This window comes from Streptosporangium sp. NPDC000239 (assembly GCF_040300765.1).
Classification (GTDB): Bacteria; Actinomycetota; Actinomycetes; order Streptosporangiales; family Streptosporangiaceae; genus Streptosporangium.
Genome location: NZ_JBEPEI010000017.1, coordinates 66748 through 88948 on the forward strand (window position 1 = coordinate 66748; position 22201 = coordinate 88948).

22 protein-coding genes are annotated in these 22201 nt (G+C 70.5%); 16 read left to right on the forward strand and 6 right to left on the reverse strand.

Annotation, left to right across the window (positions count from 1 at the left end):
• Positions 1-121: 121 nt before the first annotated feature.
• Positions 122-1942, forward strand: coding sequence for a bifunctional metallophosphatase/5'-nucleotidase (locus ABT340_RS32065; protein ID WP_352014613.1), 1821 nt, complete (start codon positions 122-124; stop codon positions 1940-1942).
• Positions 1943-1990: 48 nt separating this feature from the next.
• Here the strand turns inward: ABT340_RS32065 and ABT340_RS32070 are convergent, their stop codons facing one another.
• Positions 1991-2704, reverse strand: a complete 714-nt coding sequence (locus tag ABT340_RS32070) for a winged helix-turn-helix transcriptional regulator (RefSeq protein ID WP_352014614.1) — start codon at positions 2702-2704, stop codon at positions 1991-1993.
• Positions 2705-2909: 205 nt separating this feature from the next.
• Between ABT340_RS32070 and ABT340_RS32075 the strand changes: the two genes are divergently transcribed.
• The 9 genes from ABT340_RS32075 to ABT340_RS32115 all read left to right on the forward strand — a co-directional run bounded on the left by ABT340_RS32075 (position 2910) and on the right by ABT340_RS32115 (position 7658).
• The gene (locus tag ABT340_RS32075) at positions 2910-3161 is read left to right on the forward strand and encodes a MoaD/ThiS family protein (RefSeq protein WP_352014615.1); all 252 of its coding nucleotides are present in this window, start codon (positions 2910-2912) and stop codon (positions 3159-3161) included.
• Between the two features lie 146 nt (positions 3162-3307).
• The gene (locus ABT340_RS32080; protein WP_352014616.1) at positions 3308-3988 is read left to right on the forward strand and encodes an LmeA family phospholipid-binding protein; all 681 of its coding nucleotides are present in this window, start codon (positions 3308-3310) and stop codon (positions 3986-3988) included.
• Between the two features lie 27 nt (positions 3989-4015).
• On the forward strand, positions 4016-4567 hold the full coding sequence (locus ABT340_RS32085; RefSeq protein ID WP_184712468.1) for a sigma-70 family RNA polymerase sigma factor: 552 nt from the start codon (positions 4016-4018) through the stop codon (positions 4565-4567).
• A complete protein-coding gene (locus ABT340_RS32090) occupies positions 4564-5379 on the forward strand; it encodes a zf-HC2 domain-containing protein (RefSeq protein ID WP_352014617.1) in 816 nt (271 codons plus the stop codon). The genes ABT340_RS32085 and ABT340_RS32090 overlap by 4 nt, the downstream gene beginning before the upstream one ends.
• 134 nt (positions 5380-5513) lie before the next feature.
• Positions 5514-5873 carry a TlpA family protein disulfide reductase gene (locus ABT340_RS32095; RefSeq protein ID WP_386188482.1) on the forward strand — a complete coding sequence of 120 codons (360 nt, stop codon included), beginning with the start codon at positions 5514-5516 and terminating at the stop codon, positions 5871-5873.
• An 89-nt stretch (positions 5874-5962) separates the two neighbouring features.
• Positions 5963-6046 (forward strand): putative leader peptide, encoded by an 84-nt coding sequence (locus ABT340_RS32100; protein ID WP_352014750.1) that lies wholly within the window; start codon positions 5963-5965, stop codon positions 6044-6046.
• A 62-nt stretch (positions 6047-6108) separates the two neighbouring features.
• Positions 6109-6507, forward strand: coding sequence for a DUF4395 domain-containing protein (locus ABT340_RS32105; protein WP_352014618.1), 399 nt, complete (start codon positions 6109-6111; stop codon positions 6505-6507).
• Positions 6508-6522: 15 nt separating this feature from the next.
• Positions 6523-7362 carry a sulfurtransferase gene (locus tag ABT340_RS32110; protein ID WP_352014619.1) on the forward strand — a complete coding sequence of 280 codons (840 nt, stop codon included), beginning with the start codon at positions 6523-6525 and terminating at the stop codon, positions 7360-7362.
• Positions 7362-7658: a DUF1416 domain-containing protein gene (locus ABT340_RS32115; protein WP_352014620.1), complete on the forward strand. Its 297-nt coding sequence runs from the start codon at positions 7362-7364 to the stop codon at positions 7656-7658. The genes ABT340_RS32110 and ABT340_RS32115 overlap by 1 nt, the downstream gene beginning before the upstream one ends.
• Positions 7659-7714: 56 nt before the next feature.
• On the opposite strand, the gene ABT340_RS32120 is transcribed toward ABT340_RS32115, so the two are convergent.
• On the reverse strand, positions 7715-8647 hold the full coding sequence (locus ABT340_RS32120) for a DsbA family protein (protein WP_352014621.1): 933 nt from the start codon (positions 8645-8647) through the stop codon (positions 7715-7717).
• Positions 8648-9208: 561 nt separating this feature from the next.
• Between ABT340_RS32120 and ABT340_RS32125 the strand changes: the two genes are divergently transcribed.
• Positions 9209-10381, forward strand: a complete 1173-nt coding sequence (locus ABT340_RS32125) for a hypothetical protein (protein WP_352014622.1) — start codon at positions 9209-9211, stop codon at positions 10379-10381.
• Here ABT340_RS32125 and ABT340_RS32130 read toward each other — a convergent pair.
• From ABT340_RS32130 to ABT340_RS32140, 3 genes are all read right to left on the reverse strand, one after another.
• Positions 10371-11222, reverse strand: coding sequence for a hypothetical protein (locus ABT340_RS32130; protein ID WP_352014623.1), 852 nt, complete (start codon positions 11220-11222; stop codon positions 10371-10373). The genes ABT340_RS32125 and ABT340_RS32130 overlap by 11 nt on opposite strands.
• Positions 11223-12409: 1187 nt before the next feature.
• Positions 12410-13072, reverse strand: coding sequence for a hypothetical protein (locus tag ABT340_RS32135; RefSeq protein ID WP_352014624.1), 663 nt, complete (start codon positions 13070-13072; stop codon positions 12410-12412).
• On the reverse strand, positions 13072-13713 hold the full coding sequence (locus tag ABT340_RS32140) for a hypothetical protein (protein WP_352014625.1): 642 nt from the start codon (positions 13711-13713) through the stop codon (positions 13072-13074). Before ABT340_RS32140 ends, ABT340_RS32135 begins: the two co-directional genes overlap by 1 nt.
• 165 nt (positions 13714-13878) lie before the next feature.
• Here ABT340_RS32140 and ABT340_RS32145 point away from each other — a divergent pair, with 165 nt between their 5' ends.
• From ABT340_RS32145 to ABT340_RS32160, 4 genes are all read left to right on the forward strand, one after another.
• Entirely contained in the window at positions 13879-15825 is a 1947-nt protein-coding gene (locus ABT340_RS32145) for a hypothetical protein (protein WP_352014626.1), read from the forward strand.
• Positions 15826-15997: 172 nt separating this feature from the next.
• Complete coding sequence (locus ABT340_RS32150; protein WP_352014627.1) at positions 15998-18967, forward strand: ATP-binding protein; 2970 nt, start codon at positions 15998-16000, stop codon at positions 18965-18967.
• Between the two features lie 232 nt (positions 18968-19199).
• Complete coding sequence (locus ABT340_RS32155; RefSeq protein WP_352014628.1) at positions 19200-20513, forward strand: MurT ligase domain-containing protein; 1314 nt, start codon at positions 19200-19202, stop codon at positions 20511-20513.
• A complete protein-coding gene (locus ABT340_RS32160) occupies positions 20503-21219 on the forward strand; it encodes a type 1 glutamine amidotransferase (RefSeq protein WP_352014629.1) in 717 nt (238 codons plus the stop codon). The genes ABT340_RS32155 and ABT340_RS32160 overlap by 11 nt, the downstream gene beginning before the upstream one ends.
• 55 nt (positions 21220-21274) lie before the next feature.
• Here ABT340_RS32160 and ABT340_RS32165 read toward each other — a convergent pair whose 3' ends face one another.
• Complete coding sequence (locus tag ABT340_RS32165) at positions 21275-21637, reverse strand: DsrE family protein (RefSeq protein ID WP_352014630.1); 363 nt, start codon at positions 21635-21637, stop codon at positions 21275-21277.
• A gap of 67 nt (positions 21638-21704) precedes the next feature.
• Between ABT340_RS32165 and ABT340_RS32170 the strand changes: the two genes are divergently transcribed.
• Positions 21705-22190: a heme-binding beta-barrel domain-containing protein gene (locus tag ABT340_RS32170; protein WP_352014631.1), complete on the forward strand. Its 486-nt coding sequence runs from the start codon at positions 21705-21707 to the stop codon at positions 22188-22190.
• Positions 22191-22201 lie beyond the last annotated feature (11 nt).

Here is a 22201-nt window from a genome sequence, read left to right on the forward strand (position 1 = left end):
TTATGCGCAGTGGCATTTCAACCGGTGGTCGGGGAGTGGCAAAAGCCGCCACCATTAGGGGCGGTTAATCGTTACCTCTAGGACATTCCTTGCATAGATCGCCACTTTAATGTCGTGGTTCATGACGTCTCGTACCTTCCAGCGCCTGGCCATGGCCGGGGCTCTCGCCGGAGCGGGCCTCATGCTCGCGATGGGCCCGGCGACCGCGGCGACCCAGGGAAGCGCGCACAACGCGCACAAGGCTTCCACGACCGTCCCCGTCCGCCTGCTCTCCCTCAACGACTTCCACGGCAACCTCGAACCGCCGACCGGCTCCTCGGGCCGCATGGTCGACGAGACCGGAGCGACCGTCGAGGCCGGCGGCGCCGCCTACGTGGCCACCCACCTCAAGCAGCTGACCGACGGGAACACCCTGAAGGTCGCCCAGGGAGACCTGATCGGGGCCAGCCCGCTGCTGTCGGCCGCCTACCACGACGAGCCGTCCGTCGAGTTCCTCGGCAAGATCGGCGTCACCGCCTCCGCCGTGGGCAACCACGAGTTCGACGAGGGCTACTCCGAACTGCGGCGCGTCATGTACGGCGGCTGCCACCCGACGGACGGCTGCTCGCCCGCCGGACCCTGGAAGGGCGCGCGCTACAGCTACCTGGGCGCCAACGTGCTCCTTAAGAACCCGGGCGGCGGAGCGGAACGGGAGGCGCTGGCCGCGCTCGGCGGGAAGGACAGCGGGTCCCTGCGCGACCTGCTGGAGGGGTACGGCATCCCGGCCCTGCCGCCGGTGGCCGTCCGCTGGGTCAACGGCGTGCCGGTCGGCTTCATCGGCCTGGTGACCCAGTCCACCCCGGGCATCGTCACCTCCGAGGGCATCAAGGACCTGCGGTTCGTCGACGAGGTCAAGGCCGCCAACGTCGCCTCGAAGCTGCTGAAGCTGGTCGGCGTCAGGGCCCAGGTCGTGCTGGTGCACGAGGGAGACCAGGTCACCCCCGGCAGGTCCCCGGACGCCTGCAGCGCACAGCCGGGCGCGGGCACCAGGATCGCCACCCAGGTCGACCCCGAGATCGACATGATCCTCAGCGGCCACTCCCACCAGGCCTACCTGTGCCAGGTGACCGACCCGGCGGGCGGCACCCGCCTGTTCAGCCAGGGCGGCTCCTTCGGCCGGGTGATCACCAAGGTCGACTTCCGGGTGGACGTCCGTACCCGTGACGTGGTGCGCTCCTCGGTCGTGGCCGACAACCAGGTGGTGACCCGTACGGTCGCCCCGGACCCGGAGATCGCCGCGTTCGTGCAGACCTGGAAGGAGCGCGTCGCGCCGGTGGCCAACAAGCCGATCGGCAGGATCACCGCCGACGTCACCAACGCCGCGGCCCTCTCGGGAGAGTCGTCCCTGGGCAACCTCATCGCCGACGGCCAGCTCGCCGCGTCCAGGAGCGGGGGCGACGCGCGGATCGCCCTGATGAACCCGGGCGGCGTACGGGCGAGCCTCACCTACACGGGTTCCCCGGCAGGGGAGGGCGACGGCGTGGTGACCTACGGCGAGGCGTTCACGGTGCAGCCGTTCAACAACCTCGTGCAGGTGATCACCCTCACCGGTGCCCAGCTGAAGACCGTCCTGGAGCAGCAGTTCCCCGGCGGCCCCAACGCGCAGCCGTTCACCAAGATCCTGCAGCCGTCCTCGAACCTCACCTACACCTACAGCACGGGTGCCGCGTGGGGCTCGAAGGTCTCCGACCTCAAGATCGACGGCGTGGCCGTGACGGACACCCAGAGCATCCGGGTCGCCGTCAACAACTTCCTCGTCGGCGGTGGTGATGCCTTCGCGGAGTTCACCAAGGGCACGGACGTGTGGAGCGGACCGCTCGACATCGACTCCTTCGCCGCCTACTTCGCGGCGAACCCGACGATCACACCCCCGGCTCCCACCCACATCACCGTTGTTCCCTGACGGCCCGGGGCGTCGCGCGGGATCCGTCGTGGTCCCGCGTGGCGCCCGTCAGTGGTGGGCGGGCTCGCGCTCGTCGGCGGACTCGCCGCCGCGCTCGGGGACGAAACGGTAGCCGACGTTGCGCACGGTGCCGATCAGCGACTCGTACTCGGCGCCGAGCTTGGCGCGCAGCCTCCTGACGTGCACGTCGACGGTCCTGGTGCCGCCGAAGTAGTCGTAGCCCCAGACCTCCTGCAGCAGCTGGGCGCGGGTGAAGACCCGGCCGGGGTGCTGCGCGAGGTACTTCAGCAGCTCGAACTCCTTGAACGTCAGGTCCAGCGCCCGGCCGCGCAGCCGCGCGGTGTAGGTGGCCTCGTCGATCGCCAGGTCACCGCTGCGGATCTCGTCGGGGACCTCCTCGGCGGCGGACAGGTCGAGCCTGCCGACGGCCATCCGCAGCCGGGCCTCGACCTCGGCGGGGCCCGCGCCGTCCAGCAGGACGTCGTCGACGCCCCACTCGGCGGTCATGGCGGCCAGGCCGCCCTCGGTGACGATGACGAGCAACGGGCAGGTGATGCCCGTGGTCCGCAGCAGCCTGCACAGTCCCTTGGCGTGGGCCAGCTCACGGCGCGCGTCGACGAGTACGGCGTCGGCGGGCGGGATGTCGATCAGCGCCGAGGCCTCCGCGGGGGCGACCCGCACCGAGTGCAGGAGCAGTCCCAGCGCCGGGAGCACCTCTGAGGAGGGCTCAAGGGCGTTGGTGAGCAGCAGGAGATTGCTCACGGTGCCTCCTTCCCGCGTCGTGCCGGCTGCTGGCCGTACAAACACGTAAGGACCCGGGGGCTACGTCGCCCAGGTCCCGTGTAGGTGAGGATAGCCGACGTGGCTGAGGCGTCCATGGAGTGTCCAGCTGATGAACACGGTTCACCTCGTGGATTCACGGTAACAGGATGATGACCCAGTGTGTATGGGAGGGGTTGGTCGGACCATGGCGAGAGGAACGATTCGCTACTGGGCGGCGGCGAAGGAGGCCTCGGGGGTCGCGGAGGAGCCCTTCGAGGCGGGGACGCTGGCCGAACTGCTCGCGGAGGTCACCCGGGGACGCGCGGAGCTGGCCAGGGTGGTCGGGCGGTCGTCCTTCCTGGTCGACGGCCATCCCGTCGGCAGGCGGGCGCACGAGACGGTCGTCCTCGCCGACGGTGTGACGGTCGAGGTGCTGCCGCCGTTCGCCGGTGGGTGATCGGATCCGGCGGTTGGTGAGGTGTTTTGCGAAGAATTGCCGGGGGATGTGCTGCGATGGCACTCTGGCCGGACCGGGGCACTGAACCGAGGCACTGAGAGGCCCTGAGTCGAGACACCGGGTCGAGGCACCGAACGGGGAGTCAGATGCGCAGGCTGGTCGCTTTCCTGGTTTTGCTGCTCGTTCTGTTCGCGATCCTGGACCGGGTGGCCGTGGCCGGGGCGCAGCGGGAGATCGCCCGGCAGGCGACCGCGAGATACGACCTGGACAGATCGCCGGAGGTGAGCATCCTCGGCATCCCGTTCCTCACGCAGGCGGTCGCCGGGCGCTACGACGAGGTCGAGGTCGCGGCGGGCCCGATGGTCCTGAACGGGCTGCGCCTGTCCAGCGTCGACTTCACCCTCCACGACGTCACCGCCCCGCTGTCGGACCTGCTGTTCAACTCGGAGCGGGCCGACATCCGCGCCGGACGGGTCGAGGGGACCGTGGAGGTCCCGCTGCAGGTTCTGAACCAGAGGGCGCCGCGCGGGATCAAGGTCGCGGTCGACGGCGACACCCTGACGGTCAACGGGGAGGTCACGGTGCTCGGCCAGAAGGTCCCGGTCAAGGCCGACCTGAAGATCGGCGTCTCCGCGGGGGAGATCCGGTTCACCCCGGAGAAGGTCACGGTCGGCGGCGGCATCCCGGTGCCCAACCCGGAGCGGTTCATCGACTACCGCATCCCGGTCAAGAACCTGCCGTTCGGCGTGAAGATCACTGGCGTGCGCGTCGTGCCCCAGGGGATACGGGTCTCCGGTGAGGCGACCGACGTTCCCCTGCACGGCTGAGGACGCGCTCTCCCGGGTGGGCGACGTATGACTGAACCGAAGCGCCGCGCCGTACGTCGTGAGGGTGTGAGCCAAGCCGGAACCGCCGACGAGCAGCTCGTCAGAGCGCTCTTCGACGAGCATGGCGGCCCACTCTACGGTTACGTTCTGCGGCTGACGGGTGACCCGGGGAGAGCGGAGGATGTCGTGCAGGAGACGCTGCTGCGGGCGTGGCGGCATCCTGACGCGCTCAGCGGGAAGCCCATCCGCGCGTGGCTGTTCACGGTGGCCCGCAACCTCGTCGTCGACCAGCACCGGGCGCGCAAGGCGCGTCCGCCGGAGATGGGAGACGAGGCGCTGGCCGTCGTGCCCGCCGACGACGAGCTCGAACGGGCCGTCGAGTCGTGGGCGGTCGCCGAGGCGCTGGCCACGTTGAGGCCGGAGCACCGCGAGGTGCTCGCCGAGGTCTACTACCAGGGGAAGTCGGTAAAGGAAGCCGCCGAGGCGCTCGGTATCCCCGCCGGAACGGTGAAGTCGCGCACGTATTACGCGCTTCGGGCGCTCAAGCTGGCGCTGGAGGAGCGGGGGCTCGCGCCATGATGATGACCTGTGACGACGTGCGGATGTCGCTCGGGGTGTACGTGCTCGGGGCGCTCGAACCGGAGGAGTGCGTGCTCGTCGAGGCGCACCTGGCCGAGTGTGAGGGCTGCCGCGCGGAGTTCGAGGAGCTGACGGGGGTCGCGGCCTTCCTGGAGAAGGTGTCCCAGGAGGACGCGGCGCAGGCGGTCAGCCCGCCGCACGCCGTACTCGACCGGCTGCTGAGCGCGCGGGTCAGACGGCGCAGGCTGAGCAGGGTGCTGCTTTCGCTGGCGGCCTCCGTGCTGGTCGTCGGCCTGGGCGGGACCATGTGGTCGGCCATGCGCCCGGCTCAGGACGGTGCCTCCTCGGAGGCGCTGCCCGCGGCGGTCTCGGCCTCGGCGGGCGGTGAGAGCGGGCAGCTGTCCAAGGCGATGAAGGACGACAGGGGGCAGGGGTACGTCACCGTCCCCTCGGAGGCCCCCTCGAACGAGAACTCCCAGGACGCCCGGATCTTCTCGGACGTCCCGGAGAGGCGCCGGACGGTCAAGGGGGACAACGGCCCCGTCCACGTCACGGTGAGCATGGCCGAGGGGGAGGGCACCACGACCGTCAAGGTCGTCGTCTCCGGGATCGCCAAGGGCACCCCGTGCAGACTCGACGTGGTCGGCGCGGACGGCCGGCGGCAGACGGCGGCCAACTGGGTGGTCAACAAGGCCGCCTACGACCGCTCCGGCCCCTTCCAGGGAAGCACCACGATCCCGTTCGGGACCGTCACCAGGGTCGAGGTCACCACGGCGCAGGGCCGCGTGCTGGTCGGCGTGGCCGTTCCCTGACCGGATTTCGCCGCTCCGGCCCGGGTTCGGGCCGGCCGCGGGGAATGGCCGGTCGCGGGCGCGTGTTGTCGTGCTCCGTGACCGGATTGGCAGTGGTACTCGTCACGCTGGCCCTGGCCACGCTGGTCGGCGTGATCGTACGGCGGCGCGACGGCGTGCCGCGTGAGGTTGGGGGCGACGTGGAGCGGCTGACGTCCGGTGATCTCGGAGTCCCCCTGGGAGAGCGGGCGACGCTGGTGCAGTTCTCCAGCGCCTTCTGCCAGCCCTGCCGGGCGACCCGCAGGGTGTTGTCCGAGGTGACGGCGATGGTGGCCGGGGTGGCGCACGTGGAGATCGACGCCGAGTCCCGCCTCGATCTCGTCCGTTCGCTGAACGTCCTGCGAACCCCGACCGTACTGATCCTTGACGCGTCAGGACGTGTTGTGAAACGTGCCTCCGGGCAGCCACGTAAGGCCGACGTGATCGGGGCGCTCGGCCTCGCCGTCGGCGAATGAACAGGCAAATATCATTCATTGGGCAAATTTGTCTCACATTGTGGGCAGGGATGTGACAGACGATGGAGCGTCGAGGTAGTGTCTTCGGCATGAACCCCTCGACAGAGCTGCTGACTAAGCGGCGCGCGGTAGATTTCTGCCGCGTCGCCACCGCGCTCTGTCGCGCTTCCTAAAGGGCGATCTCAAGCGGTCCCATGCCGCACCGATCTGTACACCCCTTCAGGAGCATCGAGCGATGCAGGTTGATCCCCGTGCCCTTCGCTTCTCCGCGGCTCTGACGACCGTCGTCCTCGCTCTCGTCCTCGTGACGGGCAGCGTCTGGTTGCTGGGAGCCCAGACCGTGGTGTTCGCGCTCGGCCTCCTCGGTGCCTCGCCGTACGGGATGATTTTCAAAGGGATCGTGAAAAGCCCTCCGCCGGAGTTGGAGGACGCGACCCCCCCGCGCTTCGCGCAGGGAGTGGGTCTGGTCTTCGCCCTGGTGGGTCTGGTCGGCTACGTCACGCAGATCACGCCGCTGGCCCTCGGCGCCACCGCCGCGGCTCTCTTCGCCGCCTTTCTCAACGCCGCCTTCGGTTTCTGCCTTGGCTGCGAGATGTTCCTGATCATTCGCCGTATATTTCCCGCCGCAAATTAATCCCGGAGGATTCCGATGAGCCGCTCCGCCGTCCTGGTGGACGCTGACTGGGTCGAGGCCAACCTCGACACCGAGGGCGTCGTCCTCGTCGAGGTCGACGAAGACGCCAGCGCCTATGACAAGGGCCACATCCGTGGCGCCGTGAAGGTCGACTGGAGGCAGGACCTTCAGGACCCCGTCCGTCGCGACTTCGTGGACCGCGAGGGCTTCCAGGCGCTGCTCTCCTCCCGGGGCATCGCCAACGACGACACCGTGGTTCTCTACGGTGGCAACAACAACTGGTTCGCGTCCTACGCCTACTGGTACTTCAAGCTCTACGGCCACGAGAACGTCAAGCTGCTCGACGGTGGCCGTAAGAAGTGGGAGCTCGACTCCCGCGAGCTGGTCAAGGACGTCCCCAACCGTCCGGCCACGAACTACCAGGCCACGGAGCAGGACCTGACCATCCGCGCCTTCCGTGACGACGTCGTCGCCGCGATCGGCAAGCTCAACCTGGTCGACGTGCGCTCGCCCGACGAGTTCACCGGCAAGCTGCTCGCCCCCGCGCACCTTCCGCAGGAGCAGGCCCAGCGCGCCGGCCACGTGCCGACCGCCCGCAACATCCCGTGGTCCAAGGCGGCCAACGACGACGGCACCTTCAAGTCCGACGAGGAGCTGAAGGCCCTCTACGAGGCCGAGGGCGTCGACTTCGCCAAGGACACCATCGCCTACTGCCGTATCGGCGAGCGCTCGGCCCACACCTGGTTCGTCCTGCACGAGCTGCTCGGTCAGGCCAGCGTCAAGAACTACGACGGTTCGTGGACAGAGTACGGCTCGCTCGTGGGCGTGCCGATCGAACTGGGAGAGGCTCGATAATGACTCAGGGATGCGCTGCTCCGGAACAGACGATCGCCCTTCCGGCCGGGATCGACCTTTCGACCCAGGCCGTCATCCAGGGAGTGGTCTCGGGCACGGGCACGGCCTACGCCCGCCTGCTCGACCACTCCGGCGAGTTCACCGGTGAGGTTGTGGTGTCCGAAGAGGGCATCTTCCGCTTCTTCGCCGCCCCCGGTGAGTGGACCGTCCGCATCATCGCGGGTGGTGGCGTCACCAAGGACATCCCCGCCCAGGCCCGCCTGGGTGAGGTCACGCAGCTCGCCGTGGCTGTCTGACCAGACCTGATCACCGAGAAGCCGGTGCCCCACCAGGGGCGCCGGCTTCTCGCGTTCTACGCGGCTCCGCGTCGTTCGACCCTGCGGACCGCGTCGGCGTAGGCGGGGTCGGAGGACATGGCCGCGGCCAGGCGCAGGTGGGGCAGGGCCTCGTCGGGGCGGTTGGACCGTTCGAGGGTCCGGCCGAGCAGGAACCTGGCGTAGTGGTCGCCGGGAGCGCGCTCGACCAGCGGCTCAAGCGTCCGCAGCGCCCGGCCGAGTTGCGCCGAGCCGAAGTAGGCGCGGGCGGCCAGCAGCCCGACCGCCGGATCGTCGCCGTGGTCTTCGAGCAGCGGACGCAGCATCTCCAGCGCGCCGAGCGGGTCACGGGCGTCGAGCAGGGACTCCGCGTGGCGCAGGCGCGTGACCTCCTCGGGGAGATCACGGCCGGGGGCGGCGTGCCGTACCAGGTCGCGCAGGACCTCCGGCGACTGGGCGCCCGCGACGGCCTGGTCGCCGACGACGAAGGTCGGTGAGGTGCCGATGCCGATGGCCTTGCCGCGCAGGAGCTGGTAGCGGACCTGCTCGGTGCCCTCTCCGGTGGCGAGCGCCTCGGCCACGCCGTCCAGACCCGCCTCGGCGGCCAGATCGGCCAGGACGGCGCGGTCGCCGATGTCCGAACCGTCGGTGAAGTGGGCGCGCAGAATCCGCTCGACGACGGCGCCCTGCAGGGCGGAGCCGCCGCGTTCGTAGGCGACGGCGATCACCCGGTGGGCGTCGAAGGTGTTGGGCTGCGGGACGGCGCCCCAGATCGGGCCCTTCGGGGCTTCTCCCGTGGGGACGGCCGGATCGCGCGGAGCCTCGGCCTGGGGCCCCGGGGCCGTCGGGTCGAGCTGGTAGGGACGCCAGACGACCTCGACGTCCTCGCCGAACCCCGCACTCACCAGGCGCTGCCTGCCGACGTGGGCCCAGGTGCAGACCATGTCCGCCCAGACTTCGATGCGCTTCATAGCCGCTCAAACAAACGGGCCCCGCGGTTTATTCAACGGCCTCAGGAAGGCCTGTACGGCGCCGGAATCGCATGATTGTTTCGAAAGGGTTCTGTCGAACGGATCAAGGGTTCGCGCGACGTGTTTTCGCGGATCGCCGGTGAACGGTGTCCTGCCTGGCAGATCGTTGGGCTCACCGGCAGGGGGAATCTCCGCCGAGGCCGTTCTCAAGGCATGAGCCCCGAATGCGGGAAAGGAAAGTCCTGACGGTCCTGGATTCGCCGATCCGCTCGTCGGCGGCGATGGGACGGCCGACGGATTGACCGCCCTGCGGAGCGCCTGTCGGGTCCGAGGGGAAATTCGAGCCGCCGATCCGTGATTCCCGGGAGGGCTTTCCCTGGGGAGGGGCGTTCTCGCGTTCCCGTCCGTGCGGGCCGCTAGGATCCTGGGGTGTCCGGAACGCCTGCTATGTCCCCGCCGCTACCACCATCGAGAGCCGCGGGCCGCGGGCCGAGCGCGCTCACGGCGTACTCCCTGCCCCTGCACACCCTGAGAATCCTGGGCGCATGCGGGATCTCACTGGTGCTCTGGTTCTCCGCAGGACGGGCGATCCGCGCGGGCCTGCTGTGGGCGGGCACCGAGTTGTCGCACGGCGACTACCGGCAGGTCCGGCTCGTCGTCACGATGCTGATCTTCACGTTGATCGTGATGAACGAACTCGTCATCACCGTCGGCATGCTCTACTCCGTGCGTGGCGCGCTCAGGGAGATCCAGGTACGGCGGGCGGGGGAGGAGGCCGAGGAGAACCTGTTCGGCGCGCTCAACCGGGCCACGCTGGTCTTCGCCACCATCTACATGGCCTGGAGCTTCCACGTCGAGGACGCCAGGGACTTCGTCGCCCTCGACATCACCCACAACGTCGGGGAGGACCTGGCGCGGAGCTTCGCCGGTGAGACCATCACCACGGGCACCGGCCTGGTCGGCCTGGACGTCCGGATCTCGCTCGGCATCGCGGTCGTGGCCTACGGGCTCAAGGCGCTCTTCGGCTGGTGGCACGCCAACGACAAGGTCAGGGGCAGCGGCATCATGGCCGCCTTCTTCGAGCTGGCCTTCGCCTTCTACAGCATCAACGCGATGTTCACCCTCGTCTCCGCGCGTTCCGACTGGTTGTCCGGCCGGGTCGCGGTGGCCACCCTGAACGGCTGGGCCGAGCAGGCCCGGAGCGACATCCCCGGGTGGAAGGAGGTGACCGGCGCCATCGGGGAGGCGTGGCCGTACGTGGTCTCCGCGCTGGTCGAACCCCTGACCTGGCTGACGGTCGCCTCTCTCGTCTACGGCGCGTTCGCCGAGGACACCCGCGCGGTCGTACGGGGGACCAGGCTGGACACCGTGGCCGACCGGATGGAGCAGACCCACACGCTCACCCGCTCGACCATGACCCGGGCCACGACCGGGTTCCAGGAGCGCTGGGTCCCACCCGCCAACGCCTTCCGGCTGGCCGTACGGGGAGGGGCGGCCCTGTTCGGGCTGTTCTGCCTGTGCTACGTGCTGATCCGGGTGGGCACCGACTACGCCGACCAGGGGATACGGATGCTGATCGGCAACGAGGAGCCCTTCAGCTGGGTGCTCTTCGGCAACCCCGCCGGGGTGATCAGGGAACTCCTCGTCAAGGTGCTGACCATCTGCCTGCTGGCGGCCACGTTCGACATCGCCGCCACGCGTAGCCGCGAGGCCGGAGAGGTGATCAGCGCCTGAAGCGCAGCACGTTGTCCTTCAGCTCCTCCTCCTTCGCGGACCGTTTGAACATGTCCTCCACGGACTCGTTCTCGATGATCCGCGCCGGGCTGGGACGCAGGTAGACCTCCACCTGGGAGGAGAGAGCCCTGGGCACCACGCCGACCATGTTGTAGTGGTACGGCGCGCCGACCCTGTAGTCCTTGGCATCCAGGGGCAGGTCGTCGTCGAGGGGCTCCACCTTCCAGACACGCCCGTCGGCGGCCCGTACCTCGACCTCGGGGGGAACCCGGCGGATGATCCCCTCCTGATCCAGGGCGATCCGGGTGATCCTGATCTTCAGCCACTGACGGTCGGGCGGGGTCGGGCGGGTGTTGGGGATGCTGTCGACGACCTCCACGTTCACCTGCCAGGACACATGCTTGAACGACGCGGTCTGACCGGCGGCGAAGGTGTGGATCTTGTCCGGGGGGCGTGCCTCACGGTAGGTCGTGTAACCGTCCATGGTGGGAACGGCGATGGCGACCGCCAGGGCCAGCACCGCGCCGACCGCCCGCAACGCCGTACGGCCCGGCTTGGCCGGTGCCGGGTCGGCGGGTCCGGCGGCCCCGTCAGGCTCGGCGTCGTCGGCGACCGGGGCGGCCGGGGCGGCCGCGGGGACACCGGCAGTGGGAGCAGGGGACTCCTGGGTCATCCCCAGGGGCTGCATGGCGGGTACGGGCTGCCTGGGCGGCAGCGGGGCGGCGGGGACGGCGGGGAAGGGCTGCGTCGAGATCCCGGCGTGCTCCTCACGGACCGTCGGGGGCCAGACCTGCTGGTCGGGGAAGGTGCCACGGTCGGAGGCGAACCAGGAGGGGCCCACCGGGGGCTGTGCCTGGGGAGCCCGTACGGGCTGCGCTGGGGCGGCCGGCGCCTGACCGGGGTGAGGCGGGCCGGGCTGGGCCGGACCGGCCTGAGAACCGGAGCGCGGGCCAGGGTGAGGACCGGGGTGAGCTGGGCCGGACTGAGGCGGACCTGCCTGAGGACCGGACTGAGGCGGACTGGCCTGAGGGCCGGGGTGAGCCGGGCCGGGGAGGGGCGGGCCGGGGTTTGGGCCGGGCTGGGGTGACTCGGGCTGGGGCCCGCGGTGCGAGCCGGGCCGAGGATCGGAGTGAGACGGGCCGGGTTGCCCAGGGCCGGGTTGCCCAGGGCCGGAGTGGGCCGACATGGGCCGGGCCGGGCCGGGGTGGGGCGGGAAGGCCTGGGGCGGGGTTGGGTGAGCCGCGCCTGTATGGACCGGGGTGGGCTGGGCCTGCGGTGGGGCGGGCACAGCCGAGGGGGAGGGCGCCGGGGTGGAGGGCATGGCCGGGGAAGGCACGCCGGGGGCGGCGGGCGGCTGGGGCCAGGTTCCCTGAGCTCCCTGGGAAGGCCACGGGGCGCCCGATGGGGGAGCCGGAGGGTTCTGCGGGGAAACGCCCTGCCAGGGAGAGTCCTGACGGGGGGCGTCCTGCGGAGAGGCGTCCTGGCGGGGAGAGTCCTGACGGGGGGCGTCCTGGAAGAAGGAGTCCCGTCCGGATATATCCGGCCTTGGGGGGATCGGGTGAGGGGAGTCGGGCCAGGGGAAGCCCTGATGGACGGCCTCCTGCCCGGGAAGGCCCTGTCCGGAGACGCCTGGCCCGGGGAAATTCTGACGGGAGACGTCCGGTCCCGGGAAGCCCTGGTCCGGCCTGGGAAGGCCTTGCCCGGAGACGTCTGGTCTGGGGAAGTCCTGGTGGACGGTCTCCGGTCTGGGAAGGCCCTGTCCGGAGACGTCTGGTCCGGGGAAGTCCTGACGGGAGGCGTCCGGTCCTGGGAAGCCCTGGTGGGAGGCATCAGGCCTGGGGAGGTTCTGGTGGGGGGCGCTGGGGCGGAAGAAGTCCTGCCCGGGGGCGTCCTGCGGGGAGGCCGGGGGCGGGGTGGGCAGGCCGTACGGGGGGAGGGCGTGGGGCTCCTCCTCCGGAGCGGGCCGGCCGGGCTCCACCGGAGAGGACCAACCGGGCGTGGTTTCGTCTCCGGGATGCGGCGTGCCCGTCACTTCTTGTTCCCCAACGAGTAGACGTCCTTGGCTTCGGATACCAGCCGGGCCGCGCCCGCCTCGTCCAGGCCGAGGTCGATCTCCACCTCGGGCAGGGACGGCTCGACGATGAACCCGCGCACGGAGCTGACCACGATACGGGCTCCGGCCAGTTCGGAGACGGGCAGTTCGAAGACGGCGGGTCCGGTGGCCCACCAGCCGGGCTGGACGAAGAACTGCTTGATGGTCTGGGTCTCGGGCACCCGGTCGGTCGAGGTGTAACGCTTGCCGTCCGCCGTGAGGATCTCCAGCGAGACGATCTTCTGAGGCTCCCTGGTCGCCTGGGCCGCCAGGTCGACCACGAGGAAGATCCCGGTGGTCTTCGCGATCGCCGTCTTGCCGCCCAGTCCCGGCGCCTCGATCGTCTTGGCCGCGTGCACCGCCCTGGCCTGGACCCAGACACGTGAGGCCCGTACCTCGTCACCGACGCCGCCGGTCCAGGTGAGCGGGCCGCCACGGTCGTCGCGCGTGTAGGCGAAGGTCTGCGCCCACACCGCCGCCGCGGCGAAGGCGATCCCGACGAGCAGCCCGACCGGCCTGTGCCACCTGTTCGGCTGGGAGGGGGCACGGCGGCGTCCACGGGTGGGCGCGCCCGCGCGTTCGGGGGCGACGGTTCCCATCAGACGCCTTCCTTACGCTGGACCGGGAGGGTGACCTGCGCGGCGACGGTCGGCGGTCCTTTGGGGTCCTCGCTGACGAGCACCCAGCCGAGCTCGTGGCTGAAGCCCTCGTTGAACTCGAAGGTGCCCACGTCCAGTTTCACCTGCTGGGGGGCACGCTGGCCGTCGGTCAGCTGGTACTTGATCACCACGGTCGAGGGGACGCCCGGGTGGAGCTGCTGGCTCGGGACGCCCTCGGCGGCGACGGAGGTCAGCGGGCCGTACGGGGTCTTGAGTTCGGGGGTCACCTTGAGCAGGCCCGCGCCGAACAGCAGGCCCCGCTGGGTGCCGGACCAGGGGGAGCCGACCGTGGTGGTCTTCTCGCCCTTGTTGGTGACCTTCATCACGACTTCAAGGAAGCGCTTGCCCTCCCCGCCGTACTCGTCAGGTTGGAAGGCGGTGCGCGATTCGACGAAGGTGGTCGTGAACTCACCCTGGTCGACGGTCGCGCCGGGGCCGAGCTGTTTGGGAGGCTCTTTGGGAGCCTCGGCGAGTCCACCGAAGGCCGCGGTGACTCCCAGACCGGTGGCCACCACCAGAGCGGCTACCGGGACCGCGACCGGGCGCCGTCGCGTGCTTTCGCCACCGGAGGGAGACGTCATGACAAAGGATGGTAATCGCTTACCTTCACCCCATCCGACTCATTCATCCCTTAAGCGGCGATGAACATGGGGAAAATGCAGCAGATTGACGGGAACGCTGCCCGAATCGGAGGTCCAACTCTTACGCTGTCTCCGAGGCGGCGAGAGCCCAATGGCGGAGGTTCCGTGGCGGACGTGCATCCCGAGCATGCGCAGCTCCAGGCGGACCGGATCTACCTGGGCTGGCAGTACGCCCTGCTGCACCCTGATCCGGGTCCGGCTCCCAGGCGGCCCTCCCCGGCGGACGGCGGGCCCGTGACCAACGACAGGGCCGACGCCGAGTGGATGCGCAGGGAGCGCCTCAACGAGGCCCTGATGACCCGCCCGATGAAGGTCTTCAGGGTGTTCATGACCGCGCTCGCGGTGCTGATCCTCGTCCTGGGCGTCACCGAGTTGCTGCGCTGGTCCTTCGCGGCGGCCGGGCTGGTGGCCTCCGGTGGGATCGCGGTCTTCTGCAGCTATGCGATCCGCCAGGGGAACCGGGCGGTCAAGCACCGGATCCGCGAGCGTCAGGCGGTCGGCGACCGGCAGCGCGAGGAACGTGACAGGGAGCTGTTCCAGGCCCAGGAGGAGCACGCCGTGCGCTACCGGGAGTGGGCCGAGCGCAAGGAACTCCACGATCGCCAGCTCACCTGGTACGCCGTGACCGTGCCCGACGAGATCGACCGCATCGACGTCGCGGGCGGCACGCTGCCCGGCTGGTCGGCGTTGATCACCCTGCTCGGGGCGACCCGTCTGTACAGCGGCGGCCACCTGACCGTGCTCGACCTGTCCGAGGGCGCGATCGCCAAGGACCTGATAGAGCTGGCGCGCAGGGGCGGCGACGATCCGCTGGTGTGGGTGCTGCCCGGCGACCTGCCCCGGCTCGACCTGGGCGCGACGCTGCCGCCAGAGGCCTTCGCCGACGTGCTCGCCCACGTGGTGAGCGTCAGCGAGGAGCACCCGAGGGACCTGTCGTTCGACAACGCGATCCTGGAGCGTGTCCTTGAGGTCCTCGGCGAGAACGCCACGATCAACCAGGTCACCGCGGCCCTGCGCGCCCTGGCCCAGGTCGGCGACCCGCGTGAGGACCTCCTGACCGGCCTGATCACCGCGACCCAGCTCGAACGCATCGGCACGCTGTTCGGCCGCGGCGTCAGCGACCGGGTGGTGATCGAGCGCGCCTGGGCCCTCGAATCACAGCTGCGCAAGCTGGAGACGCTCGGCTCGGAGGCCGTACGGCTGCCGCCCGCGCGGTTGCGGGTGGTCTCCATGGACCGGCAGGCCGGCGTGCTCGGCAACCGGGTCCTGGGCACCTACGTCGCCACCGCGCTCACCCACATCCTGCGCCAGTCACCCGCCTCGGAACGGCCGTGGTACCACACGATCATCGTCGCCGGGGCGGACAAGCTCCGCGGTGACGTGCTCGACCGGCTGATGGACGCCTGTGAGACCTCGCGGACCGGCCTGGTGCTCACCTACCGCGCGCTCACCCCGACCGTGCGGGAGCGCCTCGGGCGGGGTCACGCCGCGGTGGCGTTCATGCGCCTGGGCAACGCCGAGGACGCCAGGATCGCCAGCGAGCACGTCGGCACCGAGCACCGCCTCGAAATCGCCCAGCTCACCGAGACGATCAGCGCCGCGGGCGCCGGGCTCGACGGCGGTTACGTCTCGACCGTCGGCCACCCCGACGCGGGCGAGGACGACCGCGACGTCAGGGGCACCGATCTCAAGGAGGACATAACCTCCTCGACGGAGTGGGGCCGTCAGGCGAGCAAGGCCATGGGGGAGACCGAACGGGTCCTGCACCGCTCGCGGGAGTTCCTCGTCGAACCCCACCAGCTCCAGCAGCTTCCCACCACGTCGGTCATCGTCACCGACGCCACCGCCCATGGCCGCAGGGTCCGTCTCGCCGACGCCAACCCGGCCATCCTCACCTTCCCCAAGACCACCCTCGGGGAGTTCGACGAGATCAAGGAGGCGGTGCTGGAACGCGCCGAGGAGACACGGCGCCACGAGCCGACCCCCTTCGAGAGCGCCCCACCCAACCTCGGGCCGCCTCCGGCGAGGCTCGACTGGCGTAGGCGGCAATGAACCGTCCCCTCGCGGTAACGACCTGGTCAATGCGGAGGTGTGATCACCCGGGGAGGGCCGACCTTGGTTGCCGGGGTGCCCCCGGCCCCGGGTTCGCCGTGCCGTACGGCGGAGCGATCCGTGAAGCGCCGACCCCTCCGGCCTGAGGCCGGGTCCCCCGGGTGGAGAACAAATGCAACCGAGTGTGTCCCGTCCCCCCAGCCAGCTGGCCGGTCCCTGGTACCGGATTCAGGCCATCACGGCCCCCTCCCGTAGTTCGTCGGCGGAGTGGGACTTCGTCACCGTGCTGCCCGCCGTACTGTCGGCGGCGCAGCGCAACCGGCCCTTCGTGGTCGGGTGGCTCTCCCGGGGAGCGGGCGCCCCGCTCGAACTCATCACCAACGCGGGGCCGCTCAACCCGCCCAGATCGCCCCGCAGGGCCGTCACCGAGCCCGACCAGGCCCCGGCGGGCCCGGAGCCGCTGCTGTTCCCCAGCGGCGCGCGAGGAGTGCGCATCGGCGACGAGTGGCTGAGCGACCTGTCGGACCTGGCCTGGACCGTCTGTCCCGGCCGCCAGGCCCCACCGCTCGGCGGACGCCGCGAACCGGACGCCGACGAGGTCAAACGGCCCACGCTCTTCGAGTCGACGCTGGTCACGCTCATGTCCCGGCCCTTCGCCTGGCTGGTCGTCGCCGAGCGGACCGACCTGCTGGACACCGAGGTGGCCCACCTGCGCACCCAGCTCAACGTGCTCAGGCAGTACGGCGACGCCTCGGAACGCTCCCGCTACGACGCCGAACGCGCCGAACGGCGCATGCAGGAGCTGGACGCCTTCCGCGAGGCCGGGCTGTGGAGCGTGCGGGTGCTCGCCGGGGCCTCCGGACCCGAGGAACTGCGCCAGATCGCCCCGGTGCTGGTCGGGTCCGCCGAGATGAGCCACCACCCCTACCGGCTGCGCAGCGCCCTGGACGGCCCCGTGCACGGCTTCGCCGAGGCGCTCTCGGTCACTCTGCAGGACCCGGCCGACGGCACCGCGGCGCCGTTCGCGGCCACCGCGGGAGCGCTGGCCGCCCTGGCGGGGCTGCCGCGCAGGGAGGTGCCGGGGGTCAGGGTGCTCGACGCGGGCTTCTTCGACGTGACCAGCGAGGCGGACATCTCCCCCGGCGCGCCGACCGTCGGCCTCGGGGCGATCCTGGACGGCCAGGACAGGGCGGTCGGCTCGTTCCGGGTGCCGCTGACCACCCTGAACCGGCACGCCTTCGTCACCGGCGCCACCGGTTCCGGCAAGTCGCAGACCGTCAGGCACCTGCTCGAACAGCTCACCGGGGAGGGCATCCCCTGGCTGGCCATCGAACCCGCCAAGTCCGAGTACGCCGCGATGGGCGGCCGGGTCGAACACCTCGCCCCGGTCACCGTGATCAACCCCTCGGCGCCCGACAGCGTGCCCTTCAGCGTCAACCCGCTCGCCCCCGAACCCGGCTACCCCGTGCAGGCGCACATCGACATGGTCCGTGCGCTGTTCATGGCCGCCTTCGACGCCGAGGAGCCGTTCCCGCAGATCATGTCGCTGGCGCTGCAGCGGGTCTACGAGACCAACGGCTGGGACGTGGTCACCGGGTGGGCGGCCCCCGGTGCGGCCGTGCGGCCCGCCGTACCGACCCTTGAGCAGTTGCAGCAGCACGCCATGGACGTGATCCAGGAGATCGGCTACGGCAGGGAGGTCCAGGCCGACGTCGAGGGCTTCATCTCCCTGCGGCTGCGGTCGTTGCGGGTCGGCTCGGCAGGGCGCTTCTTCGAGGGCGGTCATCCGGCCGACATCGGCGACCTGCTGCGGCGCAACGTGGTGCTGGCCATCGAGGACGTGGCCAACGACGAGGACAAGGCGTTCCTGATGGGCACGCTGATCATCCGGATCGTCGAACACCTGCGGATGCGGGCCAGGAAGGAGCGCGGCGGCGGTCTGCGGCACGTCATCGTGATCGAGGAGGCGCACCGGCTGCTGCGCGACCGGGGCGCCGGACGGGCCAGCACCCACGCCGTCGAACTGCTCGCGGGCATGCTCGCCGAGATCCGCGCCTACGGCGAGGGCATCGTGGTCGCCGAGCAGATCCCCACCAAACTCGTCTCCGACGTGGTGAAGAACACCGCGCTGAAGGTGGTGCACCGCCTGCCCGCCGAGGACGACCGCCAGCTCGTCGGGGCCGCGATGAACCTCAGCGAGGAACAGTCCAGGCAGGTCGTCTCACTCCAGCCGGGCGTCGCCGCGATCTTCGCCGACGGGATGGACCGGCCGTTGCGCGTGCAGGTGCCGCTGGGGGAGGACCGCGAACGGCAGCTGCCCGACGTCACGCCTCCGATCTGCGGGCGCCGCTCGGCCGCCTGCGGCAGGGAGTGCAGGACGGGACGCGCCTGCACCCTCGTCGAACTGCGCGAGGCCGACCTGCTCGCCGACGCCCCGGAATGGGCCTGGCTGCGGATCTGGACCGACACGCTGGTGCTGGCCTTCTGCGCCAACCGTCCCGCGCCCGGGGTGCCCAGGGCCCTGGCCGACATGTGGGACGAACCACCGCCCAGGAGACGCGAGTGCATGCTGGCCACGGCCGTCGAACGCAGCGTCGGGCGCAGGGCCTGGTCGCTGCGGACCATCGGTGACCCGGCGAAACTGACCGAGCAGGTCGCGGTGGCGGCCACCCGGCTGCTCGGCCCCGACAGGGAGCCCGGCGAACGCCCCGGACCCGCGTGGGTCATCCCGCAGGTCCGCTGGTTGCACGAGGTGGACAAACTCTTCCCGTACGGCCGGCCCGCCCCCAACCCGCGCGGCGCCGCCCCGGTCATGGAGTACGCCCTGTTCAGTCGTCAGCACAACGGCACCGAACTGCTCGGCCACCGGGCCAAGGCACTGCGCCACCACCCGCTGTCCATGGAGGTCGAACGCAACAGGGCACTGGCCTGGCGGGTCATCCTCGGCGACGACGAGCACGAAGGGGTCGAACGGGACATCCTCACCGTGACGATCGGTATCGACCCCGCCGAACGGCTACGCCATGTGGCGCAGACCATGGGGGCGGGATGGTTGGAGAGCGTGCTGTCGTGGCCACGGCGCTTCGTGCTGCCCTTCGACGCGGCCTCGGCGGAGAGCGCGGAACTGGCCTTCAGCGAGTGATGCGGCCCGTGACGGGGAACGCGTTCCCCAGGAGGTTTCCAGGGGTGCCTCCAGGGTGGTTTCCCCAGGTCAATCCGTAATATCGGACAGGTGGCGACCACCTGCTTCGAATAGGGATACGACGGTGCCGCCACCCAACCACGGCTAGGATCGGCGGCATGAACGATTCGGCTATCCCGGGCTTTCCGGCTGCCGGATCGTCCTGCGACGGGTCGCTACGCGAGGAGACGGCATGACTCAGCTTCCGCTGCGGGCGCAGCTCGCGAGCGCTCTCGGCCGGACGGCCGCGACCCTGTCCAGGGCGACGGGCAGAGGCGACGGATCAGTGATCGGCGGCCGGATCGGCCTGGCGCTGGAACCCGACCTGCTGCGCAAGCTCGCGCAGGACCGCAAGCTCGCGCTGGTCAGCGCGACCAACGGCAAGACGACCACCACCCGGCTGATCACCTCGGCGCTGCAGGAGCTCGGCGAGGTCGCGACCAACGCCTTCGGCGCCAACATGCCCGCCGGGCACGTCTCGGCGCTGTCCTCGGCCAAGCACGCCCCCTACGGCGTCCTGGAGGTCGACGAGAAGTACCTCCCCGAGGTGATCGACACCACCGGTGCCGGGGTGGTCGTCCTGATGAACCTCAGCCGCGACCAGATGGACCGGGCGGGTGAGATCTGGCTGCTCGCCCAGAAGTGGCGGCGGGCGCTGGCGAACAGGCCGGTCCACGTGATCGCCAACGCCGACGACCCCCTGGTGACCTGGGGCGCCTCGACCGTTTCCGGCGTGACCTGGGTCTCCGCGGGGCAGCCGTGGAAGGAAGACTCCTGGTGCTGCCCCGAGTGCGGCGGCCCGCTCGACCGCAAGGGCATGGACTACGTCCCGCCGGGCAGCGCGGCCCCCGGCCCCGTCCCGGCCGCCGCCCACGGCGGGATCGTCTCCCGTGCCGCCGAGAACGACTGGGCCTGCCGCGAGTGCGCCTTCCGGCGCCCCCAGCCGAGCTGGTTCCTCGACGACGACGCGGTGATCGACCCGCGCGGGCAGCGCTGGGTGCTGGACATCCAGCTTCCCGGCCGGGCGAACCGGGCCAACGCCGTGATCGCCCTGGCCACCGCGGAGGCCTTCGGCCTTCCGATCCAGCGGGCGCTGCCCCGGCTGCGCGAGGTCACCTCCGTCGCGGGCCGCTACACGGTCGTCCAGCGCGACGGCAGGCACGCCCGGCTGCTGCTGGCCAAGAACCCGGCGGGCTGGCTTGAGGCGTTCGACGTCCTGGACCGCTCCCTGCCGGTGATCCTCTCGGTGAACGCCCAGGGCCCCGACGGCCGCGACACCTCCTGGCTGTGGGACGTGGACTACCGCGTGCTGCGCGGCGGCCCTGTCTACGTCACCGGGGAACGCAGACTCGACCTGGCCCTCAGGCTGGACATCGCGGGCGTGCCGTTCCAGCTGACGAACTCCTTCGAGGAGGCGCTGGCCCTCCAGCCGCCCGGCAAGGTAGACGTGATCGCCAACTACACCGCCTTCCAGCAGATCCGATCGGAGTTCGGTCGTGCCGTCTGACAGCATCCTGCGAATCGTCTGGATCTACCCGGACCTGCTGAGCACCTACGGTGACCAGGGCAACGTGCTGGTCCTCGAACAGCGCGCCCAGCGCCGTGGCATCCCGGTCGAGACCTACCACGTGCGCTCGGCCGACCCGGTGCCCGAGGGCGGCGACATCTACCTCATCGGCGGCGGCGAGGACCGCCCGCAGATCCTGGCCGCCGAACGGCTGCGCAGGGACGGCGGGCTGCACCGCGCCATCGCCCGCGGAGCCTGCCTGCTGGCCGTCTGCGCCGGCTACCAGATCATGGGCACCACGTTCGGCGGCGAGGAGGGACAGCCGGTCGACGGCCTCGGCCTGATCGACATCTCCAGCGGACGCGGCACCGCCCGCGCCGTCGGCGAACTGGCGGGCGAGGCCGACTCCGTGCTCGGCATCCCGACGCTGACCGGCTTCGAGAACCACATGGGTGTCACCCGCCTCGGCCCCGGCGTACGGCCACTGGCCCGCACGACCGTCGGCACGGGAAACGGCGACGGAACCGAGGGCTGCCACGTCGGCAAGGTCGTGGGAACCTACCTGCACGGCCCCGCGCTGGCCCGCAACCCCGGCCTGGCCGACCTGCTGCTGACCTGGGCCGTCGGATTCCAGCTCCCGCCGCTCGACGACACCTGGTTCGACCAGCTCCGCAGGGAGCGGCTGACGGCCGTACTGCCCGGCTGAACGGCACGTGACGTACGGCCCCGTCCTCGCGGCGGGGCCGTACGCGTGAGGACCGTCAGTAGACGAGGGCCTGGACCCCCTCGCCGAGCACCTCCTCGACGAAGGTCGAGGCGCCCGCGATGCGCACGCCCTCGATCACGTCGTCGACCGTGATGTTCCGCCTGGCCGCGCACTGCGTGCACAGCGTCATCCGGCCGCTCGCCAGGACCACGTCGACCAGGTCGCCGAGCTGGGCGGCGTGCGGAAGGGCGAACTCCTTGGCGCGTCCGGGGAGGGCGAACCACGAGGCCTCCCCCGTCAGCCAGAGCGAGACCGGGACCCCGCTCGCCAGTGCCGCCGCCGCGACTGTGAACGCCTGGTTGCATCGCTCGGGCGCGTCCGCGCCGGCGGTCACCTTGATCACCAGTGATCGTGCCATACCCCGAAGCCTATGAGGCCGGTGTCGCGGGCGCGAGCCGTACCGGGGCGGCTCTAGGCTCGGATGCATGGACGTTCCCGAACTGCACTCCGCCCTTGAGCCGATCGCCTTTCTCCTGGGCCGGTGGGAAGGTGCCGGGGTTGGTGGATATCCGACGATCGAGAGCTTCAACTTCGGCCAGGAGATCGTCTTCGGTCACAACGGCAAGCCGTTCCTGACCTATGAGAGCCGGACGTGGCTGCTGGACAAGGAAGGCAACAAGGTACGGCCGCTGGGCACGGAGACCGGCTTCTGGCGTGCCCTGCCCGAGCGCAGACTTGAGGTGTGCCTGTCGCACCCGACCGGCATCGTGGAGATCTACGTCGGCGAGGTCGTCTTCCACAAGATCGAGTTGCAGACCGACGTGGTCGCCCGCACCGCGACCGCCAAGGAGTACACCGCGGGCCACCGCCTCTACGGCCTGGTCAACGGCAACCTGATGTGGGCCTACGACATGGCCGCCATGGGCGAACCCCTCCAGTCCCACCTGTCGGCGGAGCTGAAGAAGGTGTAGCTGTGTCTCTT

What these genes read in the sequence shown, in the direction of transcription:
- ABT340_RS32110 (WP_352014619.1), top strand. Translation starts at nt 6,523, where the DNA reads ATGAGCCGCTCCGCCGTCCTGGTGGACGCTGACTGGGTCGAGGCCAAC.
- ABT340_RS32170 (WP_352014631.1), top strand. Translation starts at nt 21,705, where the DNA reads ATGGACGTTCCCGAACTGCACTCCGCCCTTGAGCCGATCGCCTTTCTC.
- ABT340_RS32120 (WP_352014621.1), bottom strand. Translation starts at nt 8,647, where the DNA reads ATGAAGCGCATCGAAGTCTGGGCGGACATGGTCTGCACCTGGGCCCAC.
- ABT340_RS32080 (WP_352014616.1), top strand. Translation starts at nt 3,308, where the DNA reads ATGCGCAGGCTGGTCGCTTTCCTGGTTTTGCTGCTCGTTCTGTTCGCG.
- ABT340_RS32150 (WP_352014627.1), top strand. Translation starts at nt 15,998, where the DNA reads ATGCAACCGAGTGTGTCCCGTCCCCCCAGCCAGCTGGCCGGTCCCTGG.
- ABT340_RS32115 (WP_352014620.1), top strand. Translation starts at nt 7,362, where the DNA reads ATGACTCAGGGATGCGCTGCTCCGGAACAGACGATCGCCCTTCCGGCC.
- ABT340_RS32075 (WP_352014615.1), top strand. Translation starts at nt 2,910, where the DNA reads ATGGCGAGAGGAACGATTCGCTACTGGGCGGCGGCGAAGGAGGCCTCG.
- ABT340_RS32100 (WP_352014750.1), top strand. Translation starts at nt 5,963, where the DNA reads ATGAACCCCTCGACAGAGCTGCTGACTAAGCGGCGCGCGGTAGATTTC.
- ABT340_RS32135 (WP_352014624.1), bottom strand. Translation starts at nt 13,072, where the DNA reads ATGGGAACCGTCGCCCCCGAACGCGCGGGCGCGCCCACCCGTGGACGC.
- ABT340_RS32090 (WP_352014617.1), top strand. Translation starts at nt 4,564, where the DNA reads ATGATGATGACCTGTGACGACGTGCGGATGTCGCTCGGGGTGTACGTG.
- ABT340_RS32155 (WP_352014628.1), top strand. Translation starts at nt 19,200, where the DNA reads ATGACTCAGCTTCCGCTGCGGGCGCAGCTCGCGAGCGCTCTCGGCCGG.
- ABT340_RS32140 (WP_352014625.1), bottom strand. Translation starts at nt 13,713, where the DNA reads ATGACGTCTCCCTCCGGTGGCGAAAGCACGCGACGGCGCCCGGTCGCG.
- ABT340_RS32065 (WP_352014613.1), top strand. Translation starts at nt 122, where the DNA reads ATGACGTCTCGTACCTTCCAGCGCCTGGCCATGGCCGGGGCTCTCGCC.
- ABT340_RS32105 (WP_352014618.1), top strand. Translation starts at nt 6,109, where the DNA reads ATGCAGGTTGATCCCCGTGCCCTTCGCTTCTCCGCGGCTCTGACGACC.
- ABT340_RS32165 (WP_352014630.1), bottom strand. Translation starts at nt 21,637, where the DNA reads ATGGCACGATCACTGGTGATCAAGGTGACCGCCGGCGCGGACGCGCCC.
- ABT340_RS32085 (WP_184712468.1), top strand. Translation starts at nt 4,016, where the DNA reads ATGACTGAACCGAAGCGCCGCGCCGTACGTCGTGAGGGTGTGAGCCAA.